Raw genomic sequence first — 26,955 nt, forward strand, 5'->3', positions numbered from 1 at the left:
CGGCGAAAAGCTCGGGGTGAGGCCCCCGGAAACTAGCGAGTTCATTACTCGCGGGTCAATAACGGAACGGCCCTATCACGAGCGGTGGCATTGATTCGGCCAGTCGGGGGAATTCACCGCAAGAGCCGAAAATGCGAGCAATCCACTGCGCCGGAACGGCCTCCGAACCGATGGAGCACTGGCCTCACACCATCACAAGACCGTCAAAGCACCCGGGCCATTCACCCGGCACTCATCCCGGCGCAACACCCCGTGCGGCCGCGCCGAGCTCTGTAAATTCCGGATGACTTCGGTTCGCTGGCTCGATCGTGGCACACCGGAAACCTGCGGCGACCGCACCTGCACGAAGCCTGCACCAACCCTGACCCAAGCCTGACAAAAACCTGTCGTCAAGTGTATTGCTTCACATGAAACACGCGACGGGGAAAATCCTTGTAAACCCTTGAAGTAAAGCGGCCGGAGAGCCTTCGCCCGCCGACCGCCCATTGACACGGATTCAGTGATCTCAGCCGCTCACCCGCGCACTGGTGCGCAGCTTCAGGTCGCCCGACGAGGCGCCCACCCAGACGGTGCGCCGTCCGGTGCCGAGCGTCCAGCGATGGCGACGCGCGTCCCACGACGACAGGGTGCGCGCGGCGATCCGCACGGTGACCCGCCGCCGCTCCCCCGCGCGCAGCACCATCCGCCGGAAACCGCCCAACACCCGTACCGCCTGGTCGAGTCGGAGGTCGGGCGAGCGTCCGACGTACACCTGGGGCACCTCCACCCCCGTCCTGCGCCCGGTGTTGCGCACGTTGAACGTCACCTCCAGACCGCCGCGTGTCCAGCGTGCGTGCACGTCGGAGTAGGCGAAGGAGGTGTACGACAACCCGTGTCCGAAGGGGAAGAGGGGCCGCACGCCCTGCGCGTCGTACCAGCGGTAGCCGACGTGGATGCCCTCCGAGTACTCCTCGATGCCGTCGACGCCGGGGTAGCGGCGCGGGTCCCCGGCGACCGGGTGGTGGTCGTCGTCGACCGGGAAGGACTGGGTGAGGCGCCCGCCGGGGTCGCTGTCGCCGAAGAGGACGGCGGCGGTCGCGGCCGCGCCCTCCTGGCCGGGGTAGTACATCTGGAGCACGGCTCCGGTGTCCTCGAGCCAGGGCATCGAGGTGGACGACGAGGTGTTGAGGACGACGGTGGTGCGCGGGTTGGCCGCCGTCACCGCCCGGATCAGCTGCTCCTGGTGGCCGGGCAGCGCGAGGGTCGTGCGGTCGAGGCCCTCGGTCGCGTCCTCGTAGGCGAACAGCACGGCATGGCGTGCGGCGCGGGCCGCGCTCACGGCCTCGGCGACGTCCTGGGCCCGGGTGGCTCCGGTGATCCGGCGCAGCCGGAACAGCAGACCGGAGTCGCCTCCGACCGCCGTGATCTTCAACTTGTGCACGCCCTTGGCGAGTCGGAGCGTGGCACGGCGGACGCCGAGGCCGTCGGGGGCGACGGCCACCAGCCCGCCGGAGAAGTACTCGCCGTATCCGGGCGCGATGGGGAACAGGTCCTCGCCGTCCAGCAGGACCGTGGGGCGGGCGGTGGCCGCGGACGAGAAGTGCAGGACGAGAGTCCACTCGTCGGTCTCGGCCACGGTGAGCGTGCCGTCGTACTCCCAGCTCTTCCCGGCGGCGACCTGCTGCCCCTCGCCGTCGAAGGCGGGGCTGAGGGAGGTCGCGGGCAGCGCCTTGCCGAAGAGGTCCTCGCCGAGCGAGTAGGTGACCGTGCCGTGCGCGCGGGCCCTGATGGCGTCGAGGGGGCTGTCGGCGTGGTCGGGGATGACGTGGGCGCTGCCGCCGCCGCTGACGAAGGGCAGGCTGCCCGTCGGTCCGATCACCGCGATGCCGCCGCCGTCCAGGGGCAGCGTGCGGCGCTCGTTGCGCAGCAGGGTCGCGCCCGCCTCGGCGACCTCCCGGGCCACCGCCGCGCCCGCCGCGGCGTCGCGGCCGGGGCGTGGCGGGGCGCTGCCGTCGAGGAGGCCGAAGCGGTCCATCACCGAGAGGATCCGCCGTACCGCCCGGTCGACGTACTTCTCGGGCACGCTGCCGTTCCGCACCGCCGACTTGAGGGCCGTACCGAAGTACGTCCCGTCGGGCATCTCCATGTCGAGTCCGGCGGTGATGGCGGCGACCGTGCTGTGCGCGGCGAACCAGTCGGTCATCACCCAGCCGCCAAAGCCCCACCGGTCGCGCAGGATGTCGGTGAGAAGCGCCTTGTTCTCACAGGCGAAGGTGGAGTTCACCTTGTTGTAGGCGCCCATGACGGCGCCGGTGCCGGCCTCCACCGCTGCCTCGAAGCCGCGCAACTCGATCTCATGCATGGTCTGTTCGCCCGCGTGCACGTCGATCGTGTTGCGGTCCTTCTCCTGGTTGTTGAGGGCGAAGTGCTTGACGGTCGCGATCAGGCCCTCGCCCTGGATACCGCCGATCTCGGCGGCGACCAGGTCGGAGGCGAGCAGCGGGTCCTCGCTGAAGGTCTCGAAGTTGCGGCCCGCGTAGGGGGTGCGGATGAGGTTGACCATCGGGGAGAGCAGCACGTCCTGGCCGAGGGCGCGGCCCTCGCGGCCGATCACCTGGCCGTAGCGGCGGGCCAGTTCGGGGTCGAAGGCGGAGGCGAGCAGCACGGGAGCGGGCAGGGCGGTGGCGTGTGCGGTGATACGGACGCCGGCCGGGCCGTCGGCGAGCCTGAGGGGCGGGATGCCCAGCCGGGGGACGCCGGGCACGTAGCCGGCCTGGCCGAGCGAGTCGGGGTCGGTGGCCCCGTGCAGCAGGGAGATCTTCTCGTCCAGCGTGAGTCCGGCGATCAGCCGCTCGACCCGGGGACCTGCCCCGGCCTCGGGTCTGCCGGCCGCCGCGGCGGACGTGAGCGGGACGAGTCCGCCGGTGGCAGCGGCGGCGACCGTGATGGCGCCGGCCGTCAGGCGCAGGGCGGAGCGTCGGGAGACGGTTTCGGACATGAGCCGTCACTCCTTCGGTGTGCGGGCACGACGGTGTGAACCGCGCAGGCGCGCCCGGGTGCCCGGCCCGTGTTCGGCATGTGAACGCACCTCCCGTCACACGACCTTGACGACCCGTCAACCGCACCATCGGCGCCTCGGAAACGTAGATCCGGTGGTGACTCGTGTCAACGATCCGAACAGAAAACGGCCCGGCGCCGACAGGAACCGAAAACGGAGGGCCACCCCACCCCGTGACCCTCCGCCGATCCACACGCTGGACATCCACCGCTTCAGCGTGTGGTCCGCCACCGGCCGGCTAGCCGAGGAGGCTTCCCACCCCGCTCACGACACCCGTCACCGTGGCCGGTACGGCCTCCAGGACGTCGCCGACCGTTCCGGCGAGCGTTGCGACGGGCTCGGGCTGCTCCTGTGGCCCGGGCGGCACGACCGGGGCGGGACCGTCATGGGTGCCGACCTGCGCGACCCGTGTGCTGTACGGGTCCTGCGGACTCCCGGGCGCCTGCGGCGGAGCCTCCGGATCCGGCGGGGGCGCGGGGAGTTCCGACCCCTGGTCTTTCTTCCCGGGTGGCGCGGAGTGTGTGGCGTCCGGCGTCACCGGTTCGCCCCCGCCGCCCGACGCCAGCTCCCAGCGTTGCTGGAACGATCCGTTCCGCCGGGCCACGACCACCTTCGTGCCGTTCACGGCCAGCGCGAGGTCCTTGTCCCAGCGCAGCAGGAGCTCACCGCGCACCGTCAGGTCGTACGACACCTCGCCCGCGTGCACCAGGCAGCCGGCGACCACGACACTGCGCGCGCCCGGGTCGGCGGCGAGGCAGAGGCTGGGGTCGAGTGCGCTGCGCAGCATGCCGTCGTCCTGGTACGCCCACTGCTGGGACCCGGCGTCCGCGCACTTGCCGAGCCGCAGGTCGGCGCCCACCCGCACCCGGCCGCCGCGCACGTCCAGGCAGAGTCCGGAGTCGAGGCTGCGCAGTCTGCCGTGGGCGATCTCGACGGGCTCGCCCGCGGACGCCGGGGACGGGGAGGTGGCGGTGGGCGGTTTCCCGTCCGGGCCGGGCCGGCTGGTGCTGGGGGCGCCCCAGGTGGTGGTGCCGGGGGGCGGGACACCGTTGTCGTCGGACCAGCCCTTGGCCACCAGCACGGTGGCGAGCAGGGCGAGGGAGACCAGGCCGGCGCCGGCCAGCAGGGCCTTGCGTCGGCCACCCTCGGACACCGTGCGGTGCCGGCCGCCGGGCACCGCGGTGGGCGCGGGTTCGGTACCGGTCGGCCAGGCCTCGACAGCACCGTGGCCGGACCGCGCGTCGAGATAGCGGCGGGCGCCCCAACCGAGCACGGTCTCGGCGAGCAGGACCTCGAGACCGCCGTCGAAATGGCTGAGCTGTTCGGCCGCGTGCCGACAGAACCGGCACACCGTCAGGTGCTGTTGCACATCGGGGAGCAGAGAGCCGCCCCGGCGAATGGGGACGTCGAGGAGTCGGTTGTAGAAACGGCATTCCTTCGAAGGCGCGAGTTCGCGGTGGGCGCGTACCAGGCCGACCCGGAATTGTTCACGGGCCTGGTCGAGGGCGGCCGTGGCGGTAGGGGTGTCGACACCCAACAGACCCGCGGGTATGTTTATGGGTTCGGCTTCGACCTCGGTGTGCCAGAGGAGGCATTGCGAGGCCGCGGGAAGAGCCTGGAAGGCGCGTTCTGCGAGTTGCCGTCTTTCGGGGGTGCCCGGTCTCGCGGCACTGAGTCCGCGACCGCCGGTGGTTTTGCGCAGTTCCGGTACGACCACGGAAATGACTTCGTCGGCGGCCCAGGCGCGGACCGTCTCCCGTACGGCCACGAGGAGCTGCGGGCGCAGGGCGCCGCCGACCGCGCCGCCGGCCAGCCGGCCGAGCACCCGCTCGAAGGCTGCGCTGGCGACCAACTGCGTGGCGGGCGTGGCGGAGGCGAGGCAGACGGCCGCGTAGTCACAAGTGGCGCGCCAGTGCCGGGTGAGCAGCAGGGCGACGGCATGGTGCCTGGCCGCAGGGGTTCCGGTGAGCTGGGCGATGAGATTGCGGTCGGACTCCCCTGGGGTCGAACCGGGGTGCGGCGGGTAAGGCGGGCGTGGGGGGTAGGGGGATTGCACTGAACCATTTCCTTCCGAGCCGCAGGACGGCATGCGAAATGGCGCCCTGACGGAATGCAGTGCCTGATTGGTGCGTACCTTTTGGAGACCATAAGGACCGGACTAACGGCCATACCGGCCTCTGGACCCTCCCGCGGGGAGGCTCACCTTCGCACACGGGCCTCATAGGAAACAAGAAGTTGAGGTGACCCAAGTTCAAAGTCCGGCGAATTCAGATAAGTTACCGCCGGTATCCACGACCGGCTCGGATTCAGCGGGCGCACAGGTCCAACTTGTGTGTGCCGCGGGTCCGGTGGCACACGAAACCTTCAACTGAGGTACGGCTGCCGTCACAGAGGGCGGAACACGGCCTTCCACAGCCGTCTCCCACGTTTCTCTCGGCCCGCTCTCATCCCGGTGGGCCAGCATGTGCCGCATGACCGCCCCCCACACCTCATCCGCCCCCACGTCCCCCCGGTCGGTGCGCAAGGCCGTCGTCCCGGCCGCCGGACTCGGCACCCGGTTCCTGCCCGCCACCAAGGCGACCCCGAAGGAGATGCTGCCGGTCGTCGACAAGCCGGCGATCCAGTACGTCGTCGAGGAAGCGGCCAAGGCCGGACTCGACGACATCCTCATGGTCACCGGCCGGCACAAGCGGGCCATCGAGGACCACTTCGACAACGCCTTCGAGCTGGAGCAGGCGCTGGCCGCCAAGGGCGACACCGTGCGTCTGGACGCCGTACGCGATCCCGCACGGCTCGCCGACATCCACCACATCCGTCAGGGCGACCCGCTCGGCCTCGGCCACGCGGTGCTGTGCGCCAAGCACCACGTGGGCGACCAGCCGTTCGCGGTGCTCCTCGGTGACGACCTGATCGATGCGCGCGAGACCCTGCTCAGCAGGATGCTCGAGGTCCGCGACCGCTTCGAGGGCAGTGTGGTGGCGCTGATGGAGGTCGACCCGTCACAGGTCCACCTCTACGGCTGTGCCGCCGTCGAGCACATCGGCGAGGACGGCGTGGTGCGGGTGACCGGCCTGGTGGAGAAGCCGTCCCCGGAGAACGCGCCCAGCAACTACGCGGTCATCGGCCGCTATGTCCTGGCCCCTGAGGTGTTCGGCGTCCTGGAGCGGACCGCGCCCGGCCGGGGCGGCGAGATCCAGCTGACCGACGCACTGCAGGAGCTGGCCGCGGGCGGCACGGTGCACGGGGTCGTCTTCGACGGACTGCGCTACGACACCGGTGACAAGGCCGACTATCTGCGCACGGTGGTCCGGATCGCCTGCGAACGCCCGGATCTGGGGCCCGAGTTCACGGCGTGGCTGAAGGAGTTCGTGGCGGGCCTGGCAGTCGACGAGACGGCACGGCACTCCGGCCGGGCCGCCTGAGCGAGCCACGCGAGAGGGGGAAGCCGTACACCCGCCGGGCCACAGCGCAACCGCTCAGCCGTCCGGCGTCCGGCGTCCGGTCATGAGGGCGGCCGTCGAGGCCGGGCCAGGCCGAGCCGGATGTCGCTGATCAATTGGTCGGACGCCAATCGCCAGGATCATGTAATTCTCTAACGCCATTAATCACGGAGTGAAGGCCGTATTCGGCAAGGAGGGCGCCGCGACCGGTGTCGCGGACGGCTTCGTACCGGTCGACGCCATGCTCACCAACATCGACCCGGTCAGACTCTGCGACCCGCCGGACAGCTGATCCGTGGAGGCCGCGCTCCGACGCTCCGGCCCGGCCGTTCCGAGCCCAGGTGCTGATGCGGCGGCATGGCGCTACCGTCGTGTGGAGAGCCAGGGGCGCGTCCCTCGGTGCAGCGGGCTTCCTCTCCGATCCGCGTGCCGGACCTCGTGTCTGCCGGGAGGCGTCCCCTCCGGAGAAGCTGGAACAAGGAGGCTTCCGATGGCGTCCACCGCATGGCGGCGGAATCTCCCGATGACTCTGACGGCAGTCACGATCGCCGTCACGAGCATGGCTGCCGCGGCCCCACCGAGCGGTGCGGCGCACACCGGCCCCACGGCCGAAAAACAGACGAAACCCACGATCGTCCTCGTGCACGGCGCGTGGGCGGACACGTCGAGCTGGAACGGCGAGGTCACTCTCCTGCGCCGCGCGGGCTACACGGTGCGGGCCATCGGCAACCCGCTGGAGAACCTGACGACCGACGCGCAGACGGTCCAGTACTTCCTCAAGAGCATCAAGGGCCCGATCGTCCTGGTGGGGCACTCCTACGGCGGCTCGGTGATCACCAACGCCGCCCAGGGAGTCGCCAACGTCAAGGCACTCGTCTACGTCGACGCCGCCGTACCGGCGGTCGGGGAGACCACGGCGCAGCTCAGCGGCCCGACGTCGGTCCTGACCAAGGGGAAGCCGGCCGATCTGTACGACGCCGTGCCGTACCCGAACGCACCGTCCAAGGCGTCCGCGCTGTACCTCAAGGAGAACGTGTTCGTCAGCAAGTTCGCGAACGGTTTGCCCCATGACCAGGCGGTCAACCTGTGGGCCACCCAGCGTGCCGCGACCACGGTGGCCTTCAACACCGCCTCCAAGTACGCGGCGTGGAAAACGATCCCCTCCTGGTACTTCATCAGCACCGGCGACCAGATCATCACGCCCAGCTCGGAGAAGATGATGGCGCGCCGCGCGAAGTCCAACGTGACCATCTACAAGGGCGGTTCGCACCTCACGCTCGTGTCGGACCCGGCAGCCGTGACGAAAGTGATCCAGTCGGCAGCCTCGTCCCTGCGATGAGGCGGCGGCCGACCGACGCATCCCGAAACCGGCGCACGCCTCTCGGCCGCGGGATCCGCGCCTGCCCAGGACCGTCCGGTCCGGCCGATCCCTTCGATCCGGCCGGTCCGGCCGGCCTCACGTAAGGATGAGCAATGAGCACGGTCACCACATCCGACGGCACGATCATCTTCTACAAGGACTGGGGCCCCCGCGACGGCAAGCCCATCGTCTTCCACCACGGATGGCCGCTGAGCGCCGACGACTGGGACAACCAGTTGCTGTACTTCCTGTCCAAGGGGTACCGCGTCATCGCCCATGACCGACGCGGTCACGGCCGTTCGAGCCAGACCGCCACCGGTCACGACATGGACACCTACGCGGCCGACGTCGTCGCACTGACCGACGCCCTCGACCTGAAGGACGCGGTGCACATCGGTCACTCCACCGGCGGCGGCGAGGTCGCCCGCTATGTCGCGCTGGCCAAGCCGGGGCGGGTCTCCAAGGCCGTCCTCGTCGCGGCCGTACCGCCAGTCATGATCAAGAAAGAGAGCAACCCGGAAGGCCTGCCCATCGAGGTGTTCGACGGATTCCGCGCCGCGCTGGCCGCCAACCGCGCCCAGTTCTACATCGACGTGCCGTCGGGGCCGTTCTACAACTTCGACCAGCCCGGGGTCGAGAAGTCGCAGGCCCTGATCGACCGTTGGTGGCTCCAGGGCATGACAGGCGCCGCCAACGCGCACTACGAGTGCATCAAGGCCTTCTCCGAGACCGACTTCACCGAGGACCTCCAGAAGATCGAGGTCCCGGTGCTCGTGTTGCACGGCACGGGCGACCAGGTCGTGCCGTACGCCGACGCCGGCCCGAAGTCCGCCGAGCTGCTCAAGAACGGCCGGCTCAAGAGCTACGACGGCTACCCGCACGGCATGTTGTCGACGCACCCGGACGTCCTCAACCCCGACATCCTCGCCTTCATCGAGGAATAGCCGGCCGCGGCAGCCGGACGGCCTGCCCGGTCCGCCCCAGTCTCCGCGGACGCGAGCGTCCGCGATCGCTCAGCCGTTGGGGCGCAGTGTCCAGACAACGGTCATCTCGCCGGTGACCGCGCCGTCCTCGCGCTGGATGGCGACGGCGACCGGGAACTCGGGACGCTTGCCCTCGTCGAGTTCGGCGACGACGTCGGCGATCGGGCGGCCCAGGGTCGCGGTCGCCCTGACCGGTCCGAGAGCCACCTTCTTGTAGGCGATCTCGGCGCTGACGGCGAGCGGCACGGCCCGGGAGAGCTGGTCGCCGAAGGCGGCGAGGACGATCGCGCCGCTCGCCGACTCGGCGAGGGTGAACATCGCACCCGCGTGCGGCCCGCCGATGTGGTTGTGGAAGTCGCCCTGGTCCGGAAGGGACAGCACGGCCCGCTCCGGAGTGGTCTCCAGGTACTCCAGGTTGAGGGTCCGCACCATCGGGACCGTGGCGGCGAGCATCTCGCCGATCGACATCTGGTCTGTGCTCATGACGGTCATGTTACTCATGGGTAGCAGAGTCTGAACAGTGCCGCTGCGCAGATCGTCGTCATCTGGCGGCGACCTGCCGGCGTGGCGTTCGCCGGTGCCAGGGATGTACGACGTCCCGGGCGGCACTAGGGTTACGAGCCATGTGGCCAGAACAGCAGCCGCCAGGGGGCGAGCAGTACCCGCAGAACAACCCGTATCAGCAACCGGGTTACCAGCAGCCGAATCCGTACCAGCAGCCCGGATACCAGCAGTATCCGCCGCCGGGCGGGTACGGGCAGCAGCCGCAGTGGGGTCCGCCGGGACCGGCCGGCGGGCCGCAGGCACCGCAGGGCGGAGGCGGGGGCGGGGGCAACCGGACGAAACTGGTCGCGATCATCGCGGCCACGGCCGTCGTGGTGGCGGCCGGGGTGACCGGGTTCCTGGTGCTCGGCGGCAAGAAGGACGACAAGGCGGACAACGGGAAGGACGGGCGGGCGTCCCAGTCGCCGACACCGTCGCCGACAGTCTCCGCGTCCGCCTCGACGGAGGACGACCCGCGCGGTAACGAGACCGAGAAACCGACGGTCGCGGGCTGGAAGACCGTCGTGAACCCCAAGTGGGGCACGGCCTTCGACGTGCCGGCCGACTGGGAGGTGCTGACCCCCGGTACGTCCATCGGCTTCGAGGACAAGGACGGCAAGCCGATCATCACCATGTCGGCGGCCGCCCAGTACAAGTCGAAGTGGTGCACCAGCGACGACGACAAGGACGGCAGGACCGAGGACACCTCCCTCGCGGGCGTCGGCACCAAGGGCGAGAGCGGCGCGAAGAGCGGCGGTGACGCGGCCGTCCGCGAGGTCCCCTGGTGGGTGTACGGCGGCTACACGCAGCCGGACAAGAAGACCATCAGCTACGACAAGAAGGCCACCGTTTACACCACCGCCTCCGGTCTCAAGGGCGCCTACGCGTGGGCGCGTTCGGCGAACACCCCGCAGAAGGGCAAGTGCGTGAGCGACGGCAAGGCGATCACGTTCGGCTTCGAGAACTCGGCCGGCGACCTGGTGTCCTGGGACTTCTACGGCGCCCAGGGCGTCAAGGGCGAGGTCCCCACGGCGACGATCATGAAGATCCTCAGCACGGTACGGCTGCACGGCACCCCGACCGCGAGCTGACCTGATCAGGGGGCCGGAAGCCCACCGAACGGTTTGGCGAGCCGGACCCCCGGCAGGGATAGTCAGGCGGTGACCTCCACCTCCGACGCCCCCGGCACCCCCGCCCGCCTGCGCAGACCCGGCAGGGCGGGCCGCAACTACAGTCTGCTGACCGCGGCGGCGGTCGTGACGAGCCTGGGCGCCAACGGCTCGCTGATCGCCGCCGCGTTCGCGGTGCTGGACGCGGGTGGCGACGGCGGGGACGTCGGTCTGGTGGCCGCCGCCCGGACCCTTCCGCTGGTGCTGTTCCTGCTCATCGGCGGCGCGGTGGCGGACCGGTTCCCCCGCCACCGGGTGATGGTCGCGGCCAACGCCCTCAACTTCCTCTCCCAGGGCACCTTCGCCGTCCTGGTGATCGCGGGTGACCCCCGGCTGTGGCAGATGATGCTGCTCACGGCGCTGGGCGGTACCGGCCAGGCGTTCTTCAGCCCGGCGGCCGAGGGAATGCTGATGTCCTCGGTGAGCGGGGAGCAGGCGGGCCGCGCCTTCGCCGTGTTCCGGATCGCGATGCAGGGCGCGGCCCTGGGCGGCGCAGCGCTCGGCGGTGCCCTGGTGGCGGCGGTGGGCCCGGGCTGGGTGCTGGCGGTGGACGCGGCCGCGTTCGCGGTCGCCGGGGCGCTCCGCTCGTTCCTCGACGTCAGCCATATCCCGCCGCGCGCCCCCGGCGAGGGGCTGCTGGCCGACCTCAGGGAGGGCTGGCAGGAGGTCAAAGGGCGCCCCTGGCTGTGGGGCATCGTCGTCCAGTTCTCGATCGCGAACGCGGTGGTGGGCGCCGCCGACGCCGTCTACGGCCCGCTCGTCGCCCGCGACAGCCTGGGCGGACCGGGCCCGTGGGGCCTGGCGCTGGGCGCCTTCGGCGCGGGCACGGTGGCCGGCGCCCTGCTGATGACCCGCTGGAAACCCCGCCGGCTGCTGTTCGTCGGCACCCTCTGCATCTTCCCGCTGGCCCTGCCCTCGGCGGCGCTGGCGGTGCCCGTCCCGGTGGGGATCCTCTACGTGGTGATGTTCGTCTCCGGGACCATGGTCGAGGTCTTCGGCGTCTCCTGGATGACGGTGCTGCACCAGGAGATACCCGAGGACAAGCTCTCCCGGGTCTCGGCGTACGACTGGTTCGGCTCCGTCTCCCTGTTGCCGCTGGCAACCGCGCTGGCGGGCCCGGCGGAGGACGCTTTCGGCCGGAGTCCGGCGCTGTGGGGCTGCGCGGGCCTGGTCGTCGCCGTCACCGCCGCGGTCCTGCTGGTGCCGGACGTCCGCAACCTCACCCGCCGCACGGTCCCGGTCAACATCCGGTCGACGCCGGCCTCACCCGATGCCGAACGTTCCGCCGGGGGGCTCGGGTGAGGGCACCGCGTCCGCGTCGCCGACCGGTCCGGCACCGCCGGTGAACCGCCGCAGCGCGGGCCCGTGTTCGACCCGCGCGGGAAAGGCGTCGGCGGCCGTGCGCCGGGCCAGCACGGCGGTGTCGACGGGCCGGTGCGAGGCGATGAGCACCGCGTTCCCGAACCGCCGCCCGCGCAGCACCCCCGGCTCGGCGATGACCGCCAGCTCCTCGAACACGGCCGCGAACGTGGCAAGTTGGGAGCGCAGGAAGTCGAAGGGCGCGGAGTCCGCGAGGTTGGCCAGGTAGACCCCGTCGTCCCGTAGTACCCGCTCGGCCTCCCGCGCATAGCCCAGCGAGGTCAGATGCGCGGGGATCCGGGACCCCCCGAAGACGTCGGCGATGAGCACGTCGGCCGAGTCGCCGCGAGCGCCCTCCAGCCAGCCGCGTGCGTCGGCGGCGTGCAGGGCGATCCCAGTGCGGTCCGACAGCGGCAGATGTTCGGTGACCAGGTCCAGCAGCCCCCGGTCGGCGTCCACGACGTCCTGCCGGGACCCCGGCCGGGTCGCCGCCACGTACCGGGGCAGGGTGAGGGCGCCCCCGCCGAGATGCAGCACGTCCAGGGGCGCCCCGGTCTCCGCCACCGCGTCCAGCACGTACCCGAGCCGCCGGGCGTACTCGAACTCCAGATGCGTCGGCGCGTCGAGATCGACGTACGACTGGGGCGCCCCGTCGACCGTCAGCAGCCAGGCCCGCTCCCGGTCGACGTCGGGCATGAGCTTGGCGGTGCCGTGATCGGTGACCCGGACGACGGGTATGGCTTCGTTCACGGCACCATTGTCGCGCCTGTGCAAGAAGCGTGACGCTCGGTGGGGGACTGCGGGCCGGTGGGGGCCTGTCGCGCCCACGCGGCGGAGCCGCATAGGGACACAGCCCCGCGCCCCTTACGGGCGCCGCAGTGGCCGTCGGACAGCCGCGACCTCACTCCACCGAGGTCACCGTCCCCGCCCCCACGGTCCTGCCACCCTCACGAATGGCGAACCCCAGCCCCGCCTCCAGCGGTACCTCCCGCCCCAGCTCCACGGTCATCTCCACCGTGTCCCCGGGCCGGGCGACCGCCACCTCACCGAGGTCGACGTCCCCGACCACATCCGCCGTACGGATGTAGAACTGCGGGCGGTACCCCGTCGAGACAGGGGTCGTACGACCCCCTTCCCGCCCCGACAGCACGTACACCCGCGCCGAGAACCGCCGCGCCGGCACCACGCTCCCCGGCGCCGCCACCACGTGCCCGCGCCGCACCGCGTCCCGCGGCACCCCGCGCAACAGCAGCGCCACGTTGTCCCCGGCCTGCGCCTCGTCCATCGGCTTCCCGAAGGTCTCCAGGCCGGTGACGACGGTCTCGACGTCCGCGCCGAGCACCTCGATCCGGTCGCCGACCCGCACGGTCCCCCGCTCCACGGCACCGGTCACGACGGTCCCGCGCCCGGTGATGGTGAGCACGTTCTCCACCGGCAGCAGGAACGGCGCGTCCAGATACCGCTCCGGCATCGGCACGTACGTGTCCACCGCGTCGAGCAGCGCCTCGATCGACGCCGTCCATCGCGGGTCCCCCTCCAGGGCCTTGAGCCCGGAGACCCGTACGACGGGCACCGCGTCGCCGCCGTACCCCTGCGCGGTGAGGAGTTCACGGACCTCCAGCTCCACGAGGTCGGTGAGTTCCTCGTCGCCCGCCTCGGCCTTGTTGAGCGCGACCACGATGTGGTCGACGCCCACCTGCCGGGCGAGCAGGACGTGTTCGGCGGTCTGCGGCATGATCCCGTCGAGCGCGGAGACCACGAGGATCGCGCCGTCCAGCTGGGCGGCCCCGGTGACCATGTTCTTGACGTAGTCGGCATGGCCCGGCATGTCCACGTGGGCGTAATGCCGGGTGTCGGTCTCGTACTCGACGTGCGCGATGTTGATGGTGATGCCGCGGGCGGCCTCCTCCGGGGCCCGGTCGATGCGGTCGAACGAAACGTATTGGGTGGTGCTGCCCGTGCCGCGCTCGGCGAGGACCTTGGTGATGGCGGCGGTCAGGGTGGTCTTGCCGTGGTCGACGTGGCCCATCGTGCCGATGTTCAGATGCGGTTTGGTGCGGACGTATGCCGTCTTGGGCATGGTTCTACCTCGAAGCCTGAACTGCGGTGAAGCGTCTCGTCAGCGCGAGACGCGGGGACCCCGGAGAACCGCCGACCCTCCCCCTACGGGGTCCGCCGGACGATCCGGGGAGGGTCAGCTTCGGGCGCCGTCGACAGCGGCCGGGAGAACGGGCACGGCAGCCTTCGGCGCATCCGCGGCTGCGGATGCTGCGAGGAGGAAGGCGTACCGGAACATGACGCAGATCATTGCCGATCCGTCACCGCACGTCGAACGGTTTTCCGTGGCGCCGGCTTCGCCCAATGGACAGGAACCATACGGCGATCACACATCCGCTTCGGCTACTGTCACCGAATGCTCGATGCCAACCGCTCTGGCACCGCCACGGCCGTTCCCCCGGCCGCCGCCGAGGAGCTGACGATTGCCGTGTCCGGTCCGGTGAGCTTCACCGCGCGCTGCACAAGAGTGCTGCTGTCGCCGTGGTCCCGGCTGTCCCTGCTCGTCGCCCTGCTGGCGGCGGCCGCGTCGTCGGTGCTGCTCTTCGAGCCGCAGAAACTGATGACGCAGGGCTGGCCGCCCCAGGTCGAGGGCACCACCGCGGTGGTGATCTTCGCTGTGGCGTACGGCCTGATCACGGTGGCGTTCGTGCCGCGGCCGTTCCTGAACCTGGCGGCCGGCGCGCTGTTCGGCTCGGCACTGGGCATGGGCGCGGCCATGGCGGGCACCCTGCTCGGGGCCTGGATCTCCTTCGCGCTCGGCCGGATGCTCGGCCAGGACGCGCTGCGCCCGCTGCTGCGCGGCCGGCTGCTGAAGGCGGCGGACAACCAGTTCAGCAAGCACGGCTTCCGCTCGATGCTGGCGGTACGGCTGTTCCCCGGCGTCCCGTTCTGGGCCGCGAACTACGCGGCGTCCGTCTCCCGTATGCGCTACGCGCCGTTCCTGCTGGCGACGGGGCTGGGCTCGATCCCGAATGTCGCCGCGTACGTGGTGGCCGGCGCCCGGGCCTCGACACCGACGTCCCCGGTCTTCCTGATCTCGGTGGCGGCGATCGTGGTCCCGGCGGTGGCGGGCGCGGTGGTGGCCTGGCGAAAGCGCCACCACCTGCGCGCGAAATAGGCATCACATTTCCGACGCCCCGCAGCTCCGGCGCCCCAAAGGGGCGCGGGGCTGCATCAATGTGCGGCTCCGCCGCGGGGCGCGACCAGCCCAGACGCCGCCGCAGACGCACAACGGCACCGAGCGGCACCCCACTGGGCGCCCGGCCCCTACCGCACCGCTTCCAGAATCATCGCGTTCGCCAACCCGCCCGCCTCGCACATGGTCTGCAAGCCGTAGCGAGCGCCGCGCTCCCGCATGGCATGCACCAGCGTCGTGGTCAGCCGGGTCCCGCTCGCCCCCAGCGGATGCCCCAGCGCGATGGCCCCACCGCGCACGTTGACCTTGGCCAGATCCGCCCCGGTCTCCTGACGCCAGGCCAGCACCACGCTGGAGAACGCCTCGTTGACCTCGAAGAGGTCGATGTCGCCGAGCTCCAGCCCGGCCCTGCGCAGCACCTTCTCGGTGGCCGGGATCACGCCGGTCAGCATCAGCAACGGGTCGGAGCCGGTCACGGCGAAGGCGTGCAGGCGGGCCAGCGGCCGCAGCCCGAGCCGCTCGGCGGTCTCGCCGGCCATGATCAGCACAGCGGAGGCGCCGTCGTTGATCGGGCTGGCGTTGCCCGCCGTGACGCTCCAGTCGATCTGCGGGAAGCGCTCGGCGAACCCGGGGTCGTAGTAGGCGGGCTTGAGCCCGGCGAGGATCTCGGCGGTGGTGCCGGGCCGCACCGACTCGTCCCGGCCGACCCCCTCCAGCCCCGCCACCTCGGCGTCGAACAGCCCCGCCTCCCAGGCGGCCGCGGCCTTCTGGTGCGAGGAGACGGCGAACGCGTCCATCTCCGCCCGGCTGATCGACCACTTCGCCGCGATCAGTTCGGCGCTGATGCCCTGCGGGACCAGACCCTCCGGGTAGCGGGCGGCGACTCCGGGGCCGAAGGGGTCCTTGCCGGGCGGCACGTTGGACCACATCGGCACCCGGCTCATCGACTCGACGCCGCAGGCCACGACGATGTCGTAGGCCCCCGACATGACCCCCTGCGCCGCGAAGTGCACGGCCTGCTGGGAGGAGCCGCACTGGCGGTCGACGGTGGTCGCGGGGACGGTCTCCGGGAAGCCCGCCGAGAGCACGGCGTACCGGGTGGTGTTCATGGCCTGCTCACCGACCTGGTCGACGGTGCCGCCGATCACGTCGTCGACGAGGGCCGGGTCGACGCCGGAGCGCTCGACGAGGGTGCGCAGGGTGTGGGCGAGGAGCTCGACGGGGTGGACGTGGGCCAGGGACCCGTTCGGCTTGCCCTTCCCGACGGGGGTACGTACGGCTTCGACGATGACTGCGTCACGCATCACGGGGACCTCGATCGAAAGTCTCGATTACCGGTGAGTAGGAAATCCAAACTCACCATAACTCCGTGAGTAGGAAAATCCAACCTTCCCCGGGATCGGCGCCCCGGACCGCGCCCGCGCACGACTTCGAGGCGGACGGTCGCCTGACCGTCCGCCTCCTGCGGTTCTGCGGCGCTACCGCCCCTGCCGGTACACGTCCTGCCGCCCGCACATCCCGTACCGGCCCCACTCACAGGGCTGCCCGGCCTGTACGACGGCGTCGGCGAGGTGGCGGGCATCGCCCCGTTCGAGGCGGTCGAGCTGCTCCCCCGTGGCCGCGCCCCTGCCCGGCAGCCCCGCGAACCCGGACTCGCCGCGGCTCACCACGGATGCGCCTCCAGGTACTTGGCGATGTCCGCTCGTTCCCAGGCGCCGTTCGCGATCACGACCCGGTAGCGGCGCCGGAGGGTGTCCCCCGGGGCCAGTTCGAGTTCGTCGTGGAAGGCCCAGGAGGGGGCGATGCCGGCGAACGGGTCGTTGCGCACGAACCAGTGCGCCGGGTGGGTGCCGCCCGCGCCCGAGTGGTCGTTCTCCGGGGCGTGTTCGAAGACGACGGTGGCGTGGCCGTCGGCGCCGTCGTGCTCGCCGGACAGAGCCAGCCAGGACGACTGGGAGCCCATCAGCTCCGGGCCTTCGCCCTCGGGACCGATGATCCGGCCGTCCCGGAAGGCGCGCGGGCCGCGCCAGAACAAGCCGGAGTAGCCCGCCTGTTCGCGTCCCGCGGTGGTCGGGCTGCCGAACCGGAGCGGCTCGTCCCGGACGTTGGTGACGGCACTGGACCAGGTCAGCGCCCAGGCACCGGATTCGGGGTCGACGTCATTGACCTCGAGGCGCCGCTTCTCCCGCGCCCACAGCGTCCCGTCGTACGGATGCCAGGTCAGCCGCTCCGCGACGACCAGCCGGCCGTCCACAGCGGACAGTTCGTCGAAGCCGGCGTGCCGCATCGAGCCGACACGCTCCGGCAGGACGAGGTAACCCTCGCCGTGGACATAGGAGTTGCCGCCCCACAGGTTCGCGCCGGACAGGTGCGAGGCGGTCAGGGAGAGGCCCTTGTGCCAGCGGTGGTCGTTGGGCCGGTAGTCGGTGACGACGTCCCCGGCGAGGGTGCGGATCGGGTGCAGATAGGGCTTGGGTGCCTCCCAGGCCGCCTCGCTCCGGTAGACGTACGCGAAGAGCTGCACCCCGGTGACCGGCTCGGTCACGGAGATCCGGTCGCCGTGGGTGTGCGTGATCCGCAGTTCGCCGCTCACGCGGACACCTCCTCACGCTCGACCGGCGCCCAGCCCGGAGCGCCTCCGTGCAGGGCCGTGTAATAAGGATCACCGGGACCGATCTCGCCCGCACGCACGGTGGTGTCGGTGAACGCCGACTTGTACAGCGCGGTGATCAGCTCCAGGCTGGTGCGCCCGTCGGCGCCGCTGCTGCGCGGCCGCTCCCCCGCGCGCATGCCGGCGATCAGCTCGCGCAGCTGGGCCAGGTGCGAGCTGGGCACGTCCGGGCCGAAGTCCTGCCAGGCCGCCGCCTCGTCGTCGGGGACGCCCGGGGCCGGGGTGATGCGCCAGTTCGCGTTGGAGTGGCCGTAGAGGTGGGTCAGTTCGACGGTGGCGCGCTCGCAGTCGATGCGGATACGGCTGACCTCGTCGGGACTGAGCACGCTGTTCACGACGGTCGCCAGGGCGCCGTTCCCGAACCGGACCAGGGCGGTGGAGACGTCCTCGGTCTCCACGTCGTGCACGAGCCGGGCGGCCATGCCCCGCACCGCGCGCCACGGCCCGAGCAGGTCGAGAAGGAGGTCCATCTGGTGGATGCCGTGGCCCATCGCCGGGCCGCCGCCCTCGGTCGCCCAGCGGCCGCGCCAGGGCACGGCGTAGTAAGCGGTGTCCCGGTACCAGGTGGTCTGGCAGTGGGCGACCAGCGGGCGGCCCAGCGCCCCCTGGGACAGCAGCCTGCGCACATGGGTGGAGGCGGAGCCGAACCGGTGCTGGAAGACGATCGAGGCGTACGGCCCGCCGTCGGTGCCCTCCTCGGCCTCGACCGCGTCGAAGTCGGCGAGCGACGGCACCGGCGGCTTCTCGCACCACACCCAGGCGCCGGCCCGCAGCGCGGCCACCGTCTGGTCCCGGTGCAGGGTCGGCGGGGTGCCGATGGTGACCAGGTCGGGCCGCTGCTCGGCGAGCATCCGGTCCAGGTCGGTGTAGGCGTGCGGGATACCGGCCTCGGCGCGGAACGCCTCTACGGCCGTGGCATCGATGTCAACGGCGGCGACGACCTCGGTCTCACCCTCCGCGGCCAGCTGGGCGAGCGCGGGCAGATGGGAGCCGCGCCCGATGGCGCCGGCGCCGATGACGGCTGCCCGGATGCGGCGACCGGCGAAGGGGGCTCCGGGAAGGGAGTCAAGGGGCGTGCGGGGCATGGACGTGATCAGCACTCCTCGGGGCGGGGACCGACGATGGGCGCGAACCGCCGCCCGACGTGCGCCGCACACGCACCCCGATGTGCGGGAGCAAGCGCTTTCTCCTGGGGAAACGTAAGCGGCGGTGCCCAGGCCGGTCAACACCCCCTCGCTCCTGCCCGACCGCCGAACCCCTGTGTCCGCGTCGTCAGCGAGGCCCGCTACGCTGCCGTTGCACACCCATGATCACGCGCGCCCGCGCACCCGCCAGCCATCTCGCACCCCTGGGACGCCGTACCTTCATGTCTTGGTTCGAATCGCTGATCCTCGGACTCGTCCAGGGGCTGACCGAGTTCCTGCCCGTCTCCTCCAGTGCGCATCTGCGGCTGACCGCGGCCTTCTCCGGCTGGAAGGACCCGGGCGCGGCCTTCACGGCGATCACCCAGATCGGCACGGAGACCGCGGTGCTGATCTACTTCCGCAAGGACATCGGGCGGATCATCTCGGCCTGGTTCCGGTCGCTGTTCGACAAGGCGATGCGACGGGACCACAACGCCCGGATGGGCTGGCTGGTGATCGTCGGCTCGATCCCGATCGGCCTGCTGGGTGTGACGCTCAAGGACCAGATCGAGGGCCCGTTCCGCGATCTGCGGATCACGGCGACCATGCTCATCGTCGTCGGCATCGTCATCGGCATCGCCGACCGGCTCGCCGCCCGCGACGAGACGGGCGGCCGGCACCGGGCGCCGAAGCAGCGCAAGACGCTGGAGAACCTGAGCGTGAAGGACGGCCTGATCTACGGCCTCTGCCAGGCCTGCGCCCTGATCCCGGGCGTCTCCCGCTCCGGCGCCACCATCAGCGGCGGTCTGTTCATGGGCTACAAGCGCGAGGCGGCGGCCCGCTACTCCTTCCTGCTCGCCGTCCCGGCGGTGCTGGCCTCCGGCGCCTTCGAGGTCAAGGACTCGGTGAGCGAGGGCCATGTGGCCTGGGGTCCGACCCTGTTCGCGACGGTGATCGCGTTCGCCTCCGGGTACGCGGTGATCGCGTGGTTCATGAAGTGGATCTCCAACAAGAGCTTCATGCCGTTCGTCTGGTACCGCGTCGCCCTCGGCGTCGTGATCATCGCCCTGGTCAGCGCCGATGTGATCAGTCCTCATGCTGCCGAATCGGCGACCTAGGCGCGTCGCCGGGGAGGCGGGAGGGCGGCGCTATCTAGCATTTCCTAGCGCCTGACTGCATCACCACGCCATGATCATCTCCCACTCGTCTCCCACCTGGGAGGCGGGACGCACCCGCCTATGAGGTTGATGGAGATCTTGGGTTCTGGCCCTGCCGCGTCAGCGGCAGGGCCAGACTCGTCATGTGGCGATGTGGTCAAGAAGGCGCTCCTTCGGATAGCAGGTTGCGGATCATTGTGCGTGCCTCGGCGACAGGCTTGGCTGTGAGGCCGACGGTATGCGGGTACAGCCTGGCGAGTTGTTCAGGGACCCGCCGGGAGAGGATCGTGGATGCGGCCTGGACGGCCTGTCTGGTGGGGGGTGACGGCGCTGGTCAGGTCGCCGGTGAGAAAGTGGCATTCGACGAGGCCGATCATGCCGAAGGGGTAGCTGCGTCCGGCTTCCGGCCCGCCGACGGCCAGGGTCCGTTGGATGGAGTCGGCGGCCTGGCCCGCGTACTGGCGTGGCTCATGCCGGGCCAGATCCAGGAGGCGGCCGCCGGTGACGCCGTTCAGTTCGGCCTCGCCGAAGTAGCTGATCCAGTACGGCTCGTCGGGCCCTGCGTCGGCAAGGTGGTCGGCGGCTTCTCCGGTGGTGCGACGGAAGGCGCTCGTGCGCGGTTCGTGCATCCCGAGGTGCAGCCTGACGCTGACCACGCATCCCAACGGGTCGCGGAGCTGAACCGTCTCCTCGGGCCGGACGGCTGGACGCTCCGCCCCTTCAAGTTCATATCGGAACGGCCGGTCTACTCTCCAGCCCCCGCACCGTCTACCGGCCCGCTGGTCCCCGTGCCGCTCGATGACGACGACACCGGCAAACTCGACCTCGTCCTCGGACAGACCTACAGCCTCCTCGATCGCGACGGCGAGAAAATCGCCCGAGACCTGCTCCGCCCGACTGTCCTGACGCTGCGCCGTGACGGCGGCATCTACCACCCCATGCCCGGTGACGGATGGACGGACGCCACGTACGAGGCAGTCCTCACCGTGCCTTCCGTCCTCCTGCCGGCATTCACGGAGACCGTCATCAACGCAGTCTGGCAACGACTGGAAGCCGTACTCACCCGTCTCCAACGCGCAGACGTCCAGTCCCTCGTCATCGAAGGCGACCTGGGCCCGCTGCCGGCCGTCTCACCGGACTGGAGGAGCCAGACCGCCGAGCCTGATCTCCCCGTCCTGCGGGGCTTCCGCATCGGCCTTCCGACCACAGAGTTCGATGTCACGGCGCAGGACTTCTCTGATCTTGAGATTCGCGACCAAGACCAAGGGCTCCCCTACTTCTACGACACTCGCGGAAGCCGCCTGATCACCGATTTCCTTCTGGACGACCGGCAGCGGATGGCCACGTTGTGCAACGTGACCCTCATCAACAAGGACGGTGTCCTTTCACCCAGGATCAAGCTGTGGAAGAAGGACAAGAGCAAGGCTGCAAAGGCGGCAGCCACGGAGGCGATACCCGGCACCGAGGCCCCTCAGATCGTCAAGGCACTCGTCCACGCGAGTGATGCCCACGAGAGCTTATGGAAGGTCATCCGCTTCCTCGAAAGCTGCGTCGGGCTGGACATCCCTGACAGCAGCCTGCGGCTGGTCGTCGGCGACGAAGCAGAGTTGGCTCGCCTTCTGGCTGACCAGGACCGCACAACACTCCTCGAAGCCGTCAGAGCCGCCGTCGGCGGCGCCCTCACGGAAGAGGACATCCGACTGATCAGCAACCGCAAAGCCCAACTCCAAAGGTTCGACCGGTTGTTGAACGTCCCGGAGTTCTTCCAGCAGGAGCGCGCTCAGGTGGCCGGCCCGGAAGCGGTCTGGCAGGGCTTCTTCGAAAAGAATTCCTGGATCTTCGGATACGGTCTCACCTTCGTTGCCTGTGGCCCCTACGACGACGGCAAGCTGGAGCGCATCACGACCGGCGCGAACATCTTCGCGGGGGCGGGAAAGCGCAGTGACGCCGTCATGCGTTCCAGGGGCTTCATCAGCAGCCTGCTGTTCTGCGAGATCAAGACCCATCTGACATCCCTGCTGGCCAGCGCACCGTACCGGGCGCCGGACGTCTATCAGGTCTCCAAGGAAGTCGTCGGCGCCGTGGCGCAGGTACAGAAGACCGCCTACAAGGCCCAACAACTGGTCAGCGGTCAACTGCATAGGCAGTTCCGGGACGACGGTGCCCCGACCGGCATCGAGGTCTCCACCGTCCGCCCGCGACAGGTGCTCGTAATCGGAAGCCTCAACGAGTTCACCGACGGCGGCGCGGCGAACCCCGAGAAGATGACTTCCTTCGAGCAGTACAGGCGATCCATCCAGGACGTCGAAGTCATCACGTTCGACGAGCTCTACGAACGGGCCTGCTTCATCGTGCAGGACAGATGAAGCACGACCGAACCGAGCGGGAAACTCCCGAGCTGAGAGCAGCCAGTCCGAACATCCCGGCTGGCTGCTCCCCCTCGCCAGCCGTCAGGGAGCGTCTCGGGCGATCCGCCGCCCGACCGCGGCCCAAGTCGGCTCAGTGCTTCTCTCGGGCACGGCTCCCGTCAGGCCATCGAGATGATCAACGGCCTCCCCCGTGATATAGCGGTCGGGATGGGGTGACTGCAGATAGCGGCGCAGAAGATCGGCATCGAGGTCCTGGCGCTGGAGAGAGCGCTGCTCGCCGGTGCCGCGGCATCCCTCAAGGAGGCGCGGGGTGTCCGAGCGTACGGCGGCAGGACCGCCGACTGTTCCGATTTCCCCGGATCGCCAACGCTCTGAAGCGACCTGCGGATACGCCGGGCTGGTGAGCACGGTTTCCCCAACCGTTCGACGGGCGCCTCCCGGAGGGTATTGGCTTCTCAGCGCGGGGCCCCAACTGATGGTCGGGGCCCCGTCGCCGTAGAGATACCATCACGGCGCGTGAGTCCTCGTCAGCCAGCGCGTCACTCCAGGGCCGGTTCCGCCGGCCCGGTGGCGTCGCCTTCAGCCGGATCGTCAGCCTCCATCCACGCACGCAGCCTGGCCAGCCCGTCCTTGTTGTAGTCGCCGGCGGGCGCATTGCTCCCTACGAGGTGGAGTTGTGCCAGCACCTCTTCGATCGTCACGCCCTGCGTCGATGCGTCGCCGGGGGACGGGACTTCAACTTCTTCTCTCATACCTATACATGTCCCGAGCCGCCCAGAACGTTTACAAGACTTTCGTCGCCGCAGGATGCTGGCATACGTCGATGCCCCTACAGTCCGCGCGGAACCAGCCTGCGGACAATCGCCCTGCGAGGCCCAGACGACCCCTGTGACTTCCCTGACGCTTACCGGGGCGTTTTCGTGTGTGCGCTCAGGTCAGCGCAGGCCGTCTGTGTCGTCGTGCTCTTCGCCGACTGGGAGTGGCCGACGGTCGTCCCCCCTATCCTCGCTGTATAAGGCCGTGGAGACCGTGCTGTCGTTCGGTCCGGCTGCGGCCGAAGCGCTGGTATCGCCCCCAACTGTCGGCGACGGGGACGACAAGGAGGTCGTCATCGAGGACGGTCCAGTACCGAGTGCCCGACGGCAGGACCACGGGGAAAGCCCGCAGGCGTAAATCCGGTGCTCTGACGGTTCATTCAACAACCCGCCACAGAGCCACACCCCATGAGTATGAGTGTCTAAGTGGTCGAGTTTGGAAGTCCTTCGGGGGTTGACGCTGAGGAAGCTCCCGTGCTTGGTGGTGGCGTGGAACGTGGCCGAAGTGCGAGTTGGCCTTCAAGTTGGATGAAGGTCAACCATCGGATCCATGGACGGCACCACGAAACTACTGAGCATCAGCGCCTTCGCGCGGCGAGTGGGTCTCGCTACGGGCGCCCTGCGTTTCTACGACGGTTGCCGTGTCCTTCCGGGCCGGCTGGGCGTTGAAAGTACGACACGTGCAGCAGTTGAACTCGCGTCGGGCCAACTGTGCATTGAGCCCGGCTCGGGCCTGCTGTGCAGTGGCGGCCCCTGTCCCTGCCCGGCATCGGGGCCGCAGGGCAACTCTCGGTTCCCCCGAACCGTGTGAGGGGTATCGCCGAGGTGAGCTCAGAAGGGACATATCTTTGTGCCGTGACCGCGATGCGGACACCAACAGCTCAGGTGACTTCGTCTTCTCCCCTGCCCCGCGCCACGCTGGCGCTGACCCGGCTGCTGCGCAGACAGTCGTACGGATCCGGGTGCACCGGGAGCGATGCCGTCGGGTCCTGGAGAAACGCCACTGCGCGGTGCTGGGGCTTTCCCCGTTCAACTCCTTCTTCACCCCACGGACCATCCGCCTTCTGGTGGCCTGGGCCGACGACTGGTTCGACCAGGTGGAGATCTTGTTGCCCGGCTACGAGGCAGCGTACGGGCAGATCGCTGCCGGGATGGCGCCGCGCGCCGCGGTCCGTCACACGTTGCACGCGGTCAGGACACTGCGCGGGGCCGCCAAGACAGCACTCGCCCGGGTGGGCCGCGAACCGCGGGTCCACACCTGGACGGCCAAGGCCGCCCATCCGCACTACCAGGCTCTGCACCGGGCAGGCATCGACGCCTTCCACCGCGAGCCCCTCTTCCGTGACCTGTGCGAACAGAACGCGCGCGCCTACCTCCGCACAGTAACCGACCGAGTCCCCGACGCCGACACAGTCGCCCGCAACGTCGACTACATCCTGGCCGAAGTTCCCTACTTGCTCGATGTCGCAGGCATCGTCGACGCCGAGAGCGCTGTCTTCTGCTACCCCAAACCCTGGCCTCTCCAGTTGGCCCTCTTCGACGGCCACGTGCCCACACTCGTTCCCGCAGACCGCCACGGCTACGCCCAGGTCACGTTGGATGCCGTACAACCGGAGGGTCCACATGTGCGCTGACATCCTCGACTGGCCTCTCCCCCCTGGCCCGCACGGCACGCCACCGCCCCTGTACGAGACGCTGCGCAGAAAACGACCCGTCTGCCCCGTGCGCATGCCCTCCGGCGAGGTCATATGGCTCCTGACCCGCCGGGAAGACATCTGCGCGGTCGCCACCGACCACCACCGCTTCACCCGCAACCTCACCTACCCCGGCGCGCCCCGCATCGCCGGCGAGGACTTCAACAGCGTCAAGGGCGGCATCTTCAATCTCGACCCGCCCGACCACACCCGCATCCGCACCATCCTGACCCCCTACTACACACGTGCCGCAGTCACCCGCTACGCCGGCACGATCCGTGCCCTGGCTCACGCCCTGCTGGACGAGATGATCCAGGGCCCCAACCCGGCGGACCTGATGACCGGATACGCCGAACCGCTGGCCCTGCGATTCAACTGCGACATGCTGCGCATTCCCCTGGCCCTGCGCACCCGCTACCGGGACTGCTTCCGTACCCAGACCTCCCAGACCGCCAGCCGCGCCGCCATCGCCGACGCCACCGCACAGATCAGCGCCCTGGCCCGCACCGTGCTCGACGCGCACAACGGCTCCGCCGCCGACCACCCCATCGGTGCCCTGCTCGCCGCCCACCGCGAGGGCACCATCAGCGAGGAGGAGCTCATCGGCACCGTCGACTACCTCATGGTCACCGGCGTCGACCCGCTCATCTCACCCACCGGCACTTTCGTGGTCACCGTGCTGCGCCACCACGGCCATCGCGGCCGTCTGATCGCCGACCCCGACAGCTGGCCCGCCACGATCGAAGAGCTCCTGCGCTACCACCACAACGGCTACCTCTCCAACCCTCGCGTCGCCACTGAAGACATCACCCTGCACGGCCAGACCATCCACGCCGGACAGGCCGTCATCACCCCGTTCCTGGCCGCCTGCTGGGACCCGGACCGTTATCCCAAGCCGGGCAAATTCGACCCCGGCCGCAGCACGGACGGCTCGCTGACCTTCGGCCACGGTGCCCATTACTGCCTCGGCTCCAGCCTCGCGCGCCTCTACCTGGACATCGCCCTGCGCGAACTCTTCGCTCGACTGCCGGATTTGGCCCTCGCCGTCGACGACATCCCCTGGGACGAGAACATCCTCTTCACCCGCCCCGCCCTACTGCCCGTCACCTGGTGAAGCCTGCAAGGAGACCGCTGTGGACAGCGCATTCGACAACCTGGCCCCGGCCTACGAACGCACCGCCCAGCACATGCCGTTCCGCGAACATGTGGAGGCCCACAGCCTCCTTGCCGTCATCGGCGACATCACCGGCCAGGCCGTCCTCGACCTGGGCTGCGGATCCGGCCTGTACACCCGCCGCACCAAACAGCTCGGAGCCGCCCGCGCCGTTGGCATCGACAGTTCCCACGGCATGCTCGACCACGCCCGCCGCCTCGAACAGCAAGCCCCTCTGGGGGTGACCTACCTGCACCGCGACGCAGCCCACCAGGGACCGGACCCGATGACCGATCACGCCTTCGATCTCGTCATCGCCATCCATCTGACCCCCTACGCCACCACCCACGACGAACTCACTGGCATCTGCCGCACCGCCCGCAGGGCCCTGCGCACCAACGGCGGCCGTTTCGTAGCGGCATGCCTTAACCCTGACTTCAACACCACGCCCGGCTGGTACCACCGCTACGGCTTCGACCTGACCTGCACTAGCACCGCAGAAGGTGCCCCCGTCACCCTCCACGGTCACCTCCCCGGCCAGGAATTCCGCCTCACCGGCTACTACTGGTCCACCCACGCCCACGAAACCGCCCTGGCAGCCGCCGGCTTTGACCACACCACCTGGCACCGCCCCACCGTCTCCCGCCAAGGCGCCCGTCTCCACGGCGCCCCCTACTGGAAGCCGTACCTCGACTTCCCACACACCCTCATCACCGAAAGCACCGTCCAGCCGACACCACGGCCTACAGGCACGGAACAGCAGGCCGACACCGAAAACCTCGGTTCCCGTGTCTCCGCCCGGACGCCGCCCCTCGGTTGAAAGCGGCTGCCAGGAAGCGAGACACGGCATCTGCGCCCTCGGGATGCCGTGTTTGCTGAGCGCGTCGA

20 protein-coding genes and 1 pseudogene are annotated in these 26,955 nt (G+C 69.9%); 11 read left to right on the forward strand and 10 right to left on the reverse strand.

From position 1 onward, the window contains the following. Positions 1 to 505: 505 nt before the first annotated feature. On the reverse strand, positions 506 to 2,977 hold the full coding sequence (locus ACWGJB_RS29565; RefSeq protein WP_453383116.1) for a beta-glucosidase: 2,472 nt from the start codon (positions 2,975 to 2,977) through the stop codon (positions 506 to 508). 298 nt (positions 2,978 to 3,275) lie between these two features. Continuing rightward, positions 3,276 to 5,093, reverse strand: coding sequence for a ricin-type beta-trefoil lectin domain protein (locus tag ACWGJB_RS29570; protein WP_453383117.1), 1,818 nt, complete (start codon positions 5,091 to 5,093; stop codon positions 3,276 to 3,278). A 415-nt stretch (positions 5,094 to 5,508) separates the two neighbouring features. On the opposite strand from ACWGJB_RS29570, the gene galU reads away from it, so the two are divergent. From galU to ACWGJB_RS29585, 3 genes are all read left to right on the forward strand, one after another. Next, entirely contained in the window at positions 5,509 to 6,459 is a 951-nt protein-coding gene (galU, locus tag ACWGJB_RS29575) for a UTP--glucose-1-phosphate uridylyltransferase GalU (protein WP_453383118.1), read from the forward strand. Positions 6,460 to 6,967: 508 nt separating this feature from the next. After that, positions 6,968 to 7,816, forward strand: coding sequence for an alpha/beta hydrolase (locus tag ACWGJB_RS29580; protein ID WP_453383119.1), 849 nt, complete (start codon positions 6,968 to 6,970; stop codon positions 7,814 to 7,816). A gap of 134 nt (positions 7,817 to 7,950) precedes the next feature. Then, complete coding sequence (locus tag ACWGJB_RS29585) at positions 7,951 to 8,781, forward strand: alpha/beta fold hydrolase (RefSeq protein WP_453383120.1); 831 nt, start codon at positions 7,951 to 7,953, stop codon at positions 8,779 to 8,781. A 69-nt stretch (positions 8,782 to 8,850) separates the two neighbouring features. Here ACWGJB_RS29585 and ACWGJB_RS29590 read toward each other — a convergent pair whose 3' ends face one another. Next, positions 8,851 to 9,288 (reverse strand): DUF4442 domain-containing protein, encoded by a 438-nt coding sequence (locus ACWGJB_RS29590; protein ID WP_453383228.1) that lies wholly within the window; start codon positions 9,286 to 9,288, stop codon positions 8,851 to 8,853. A 155-nt stretch (positions 9,289 to 9,443) separates the two neighbouring features. On the opposite strand from ACWGJB_RS29590, the gene ACWGJB_RS29595 reads away from it, so the two are divergent. Continuing rightward, complete coding sequence (locus tag ACWGJB_RS29595; protein ID WP_453383121.1) at positions 9,444 to 10,454, forward strand: hypothetical protein; 1,011 nt, start codon at positions 9,444 to 9,446, stop codon at positions 10,452 to 10,454. Positions 10,455 to 10,523: 69 nt separating this feature from the next. After that, a complete protein-coding gene (locus tag ACWGJB_RS29600; RefSeq protein WP_453383122.1) occupies positions 10,524 to 11,834 on the forward strand; it encodes an MFS transporter in 1,311 nt (436 codons plus the stop codon). Here the strand turns inward: ACWGJB_RS29600 and ACWGJB_RS29605 are convergent. Beyond that, positions 11,796 to 12,641, reverse strand: coding sequence for a spermidine synthase (locus tag ACWGJB_RS29605; protein ID WP_453383123.1), 846 nt, complete (start codon positions 12,639 to 12,641; stop codon positions 11,796 to 11,798). The two genes, ACWGJB_RS29600 and ACWGJB_RS29605, sit on opposite strands and share 39 nt — an antisense overlap. A gap of 151 nt (positions 12,642 to 12,792) precedes the next feature. Then, positions 12,793 to 13,971: an elongation factor Tu gene (tuf, locus tag ACWGJB_RS29610; RefSeq protein WP_453383124.1), complete on the reverse strand. Its 1,179-nt coding sequence runs from the start codon at positions 13,969 to 13,971 to the stop codon at positions 12,793 to 12,795. Between the two features lie 333 nt (positions 13,972 to 14,304). Between tuf and ACWGJB_RS29615 the strand changes: the two genes are divergently transcribed. Continuing rightward, positions 14,305 to 15,066, forward strand: coding sequence for a TVP38/TMEM64 family protein (locus ACWGJB_RS29615; protein WP_453383125.1), 762 nt, complete (start codon positions 14,305 to 14,307; stop codon positions 15,064 to 15,066). A gap of 149 nt (positions 15,067 to 15,215) precedes the next feature. Here the strand turns inward: ACWGJB_RS29615 and ACWGJB_RS29620 are convergent, their stop codons facing one another. The 4 genes and pseudogenes from ACWGJB_RS29620 to ACWGJB_RS29635 form a co-directional block, all read right to left on the reverse strand. Further along, complete coding sequence (locus ACWGJB_RS29620) at positions 15,216 to 16,388, reverse strand: thiolase family protein (RefSeq protein ID WP_453383126.1); 1,173 nt, start codon at positions 16,386 to 16,388, stop codon at positions 15,216 to 15,218. Positions 16,389 to 16,562: 174 nt separating this feature from the next. After that, a pseudogene (locus ACWGJB_RS29625) lies at positions 16,563 to 16,709 on the reverse strand (cupin); the annotation flags it as partial. A gap of 38 nt (positions 16,710 to 16,747) precedes the next feature. Continuing rightward, positions 16,748 to 17,677 (reverse strand): DUF6807 domain-containing protein, encoded by a 930-nt coding sequence (locus ACWGJB_RS29630; RefSeq protein ID WP_453383127.1) that lies wholly within the window; start codon positions 17,675 to 17,677, stop codon positions 16,748 to 16,750. Beyond that, positions 17,674 to 18,840 (reverse strand): Gfo/Idh/MocA family protein, encoded by a 1,167-nt coding sequence (locus tag ACWGJB_RS29635; RefSeq protein ID WP_453383128.1) that lies wholly within the window; start codon positions 18,838 to 18,840, stop codon positions 17,674 to 17,676. The genes ACWGJB_RS29630 and ACWGJB_RS29635 overlap by 4 nt, the downstream gene beginning before the upstream one ends. A 281-nt stretch (positions 18,841 to 19,121) precedes the next feature. Here ACWGJB_RS29635 and ACWGJB_RS29640 point away from each other — a divergent pair, with 281 nt between their 5' ends. Together ACWGJB_RS29640 and ACWGJB_RS29645 are read left to right on the forward strand one after the other, a co-directional pair. Continuing rightward, entirely contained in the window at positions 19,122 to 19,997 is an 876-nt protein-coding gene (locus tag ACWGJB_RS29640; protein WP_453383129.1) for an undecaprenyl-diphosphate phosphatase, read from the forward strand. A 326-nt stretch (positions 19,998 to 20,323) separates the two neighbouring features. Then, complete coding sequence (locus tag ACWGJB_RS29645; RefSeq protein WP_453383130.1) at positions 20,324 to 22,402, forward strand: Shedu anti-phage system protein SduA domain-containing protein; 2,079 nt, start codon at positions 20,324 to 20,326, stop codon at positions 22,400 to 22,402. A 542-nt stretch (positions 22,403 to 22,944) separates the two neighbouring features. On the opposite strand, the gene ACWGJB_RS29650 is transcribed toward ACWGJB_RS29645, so the two are convergent. Next, complete coding sequence (locus ACWGJB_RS29650) at positions 22,945 to 23,106, reverse strand: hypothetical protein (RefSeq protein WP_453383131.1); 162 nt, start codon at positions 23,104 to 23,106, stop codon at positions 22,945 to 22,947. A 1,076-nt stretch (positions 23,107 to 24,182) separates the two neighbouring features. Here ACWGJB_RS29650 and ACWGJB_RS29655 point away from each other — a divergent pair. The 3 genes from ACWGJB_RS29655 to ACWGJB_RS29665 all read left to right on the forward strand — a co-directional run bounded on the left by ACWGJB_RS29655 (position 24,183) and on the right by ACWGJB_RS29665 (position 26,887). Then, entirely contained in the window at positions 24,183 to 24,854 is a 672-nt protein-coding gene (locus ACWGJB_RS29655; RefSeq protein ID WP_164404836.1) for a tRNA-dependent cyclodipeptide synthase, read from the forward strand. Between the two features lie 94 nt (positions 24,855 to 24,948). Next, positions 24,949 to 26,028 (forward strand): cytochrome P450, encoded by a 1,080-nt coding sequence (locus ACWGJB_RS29660; protein ID WP_453383229.1) that lies wholly within the window; start codon positions 24,949 to 24,951, stop codon positions 26,026 to 26,028. Continuing rightward, a complete protein-coding gene (locus ACWGJB_RS29665) occupies positions 25,946 to 26,887 on the forward strand; it encodes a class I SAM-dependent methyltransferase (protein ID WP_453383230.1) in 942 nt (313 codons plus the stop codon). The genes ACWGJB_RS29660 and ACWGJB_RS29665 overlap by 83 nt, the downstream gene beginning before the upstream one ends. Positions 26,888 to 26,955 lie beyond the last annotated feature (68 nt).

Source organism: Streptomyces sp. NPDC054813 (genome assembly GCF_053611365.1).

Coding starts and splice junctions, on each gene's coding strand:
- ACWGJB_RS29590 (WP_453383228.1), bottom strand. CDS start 9,288: ATGTCGATCGGCGAGATGCTCGCCGCCACGGTCCCGATGGTGCGGACC.
- ACWGJB_RS29640 (WP_453383129.1), top strand. CDS start 19,122: ATGTCTTGGTTCGAATCGCTGATCCTCGGACTCGTCCAGGGGCTGACC.
- tuf (WP_453383124.1), bottom strand. CDS start 13,971: ATGCCCAAGACGGCATACGTCCGCACCAAACCGCATCTGAACATCGGC.
- ACWGJB_RS29580 (WP_453383119.1), top strand. CDS start 6,968: ATGGCGTCCACCGCATGGCGGCGGAATCTCCCGATGACTCTGACGGCA.
- ACWGJB_RS29595 (WP_453383121.1), top strand. CDS start 9,444: ATGTGGCCAGAACAGCAGCCGCCAGGGGGCGAGCAGTACCCGCAGAAC.
- ACWGJB_RS29565 (WP_453383116.1), bottom strand. CDS start 2,977: ATGTCCGAAACCGTCTCCCGACGCTCCGCCCTGCGCCTGACGGCCGGC.
- galU (WP_453383118.1), top strand. CDS start 5,509: ATGACCGCCCCCCACACCTCATCCGCCCCCACGTCCCCCCGGTCGGTG.
- ACWGJB_RS29635 (WP_453383128.1), bottom strand. CDS start 18,840: ATGCCCCGCACGCCCCTTGACTCCCTTCCCGGAGCCCCCTTCGCCGGT.
- ACWGJB_RS29660 (WP_453383229.1), top strand. CDS start 24,949: ATGCCCTCCGGCGAGGTCATATGGCTCCTGACCCGCCGGGAAGACATC.
- ACWGJB_RS29585 (WP_453383120.1), top strand. CDS start 7,951: ATGAGCACGGTCACCACATCCGACGGCACGATCATCTTCTACAAGGAC.
- ACWGJB_RS29615 (WP_453383125.1), top strand. CDS start 14,305: ATGCTCGATGCCAACCGCTCTGGCACCGCCACGGCCGTTCCCCCGGCC.
- ACWGJB_RS29620 (WP_453383126.1), bottom strand. CDS start 16,388: ATGCGTGACGCAGTCATCGTCGAAGCCGTACGTACCCCCGTCGGGAAG.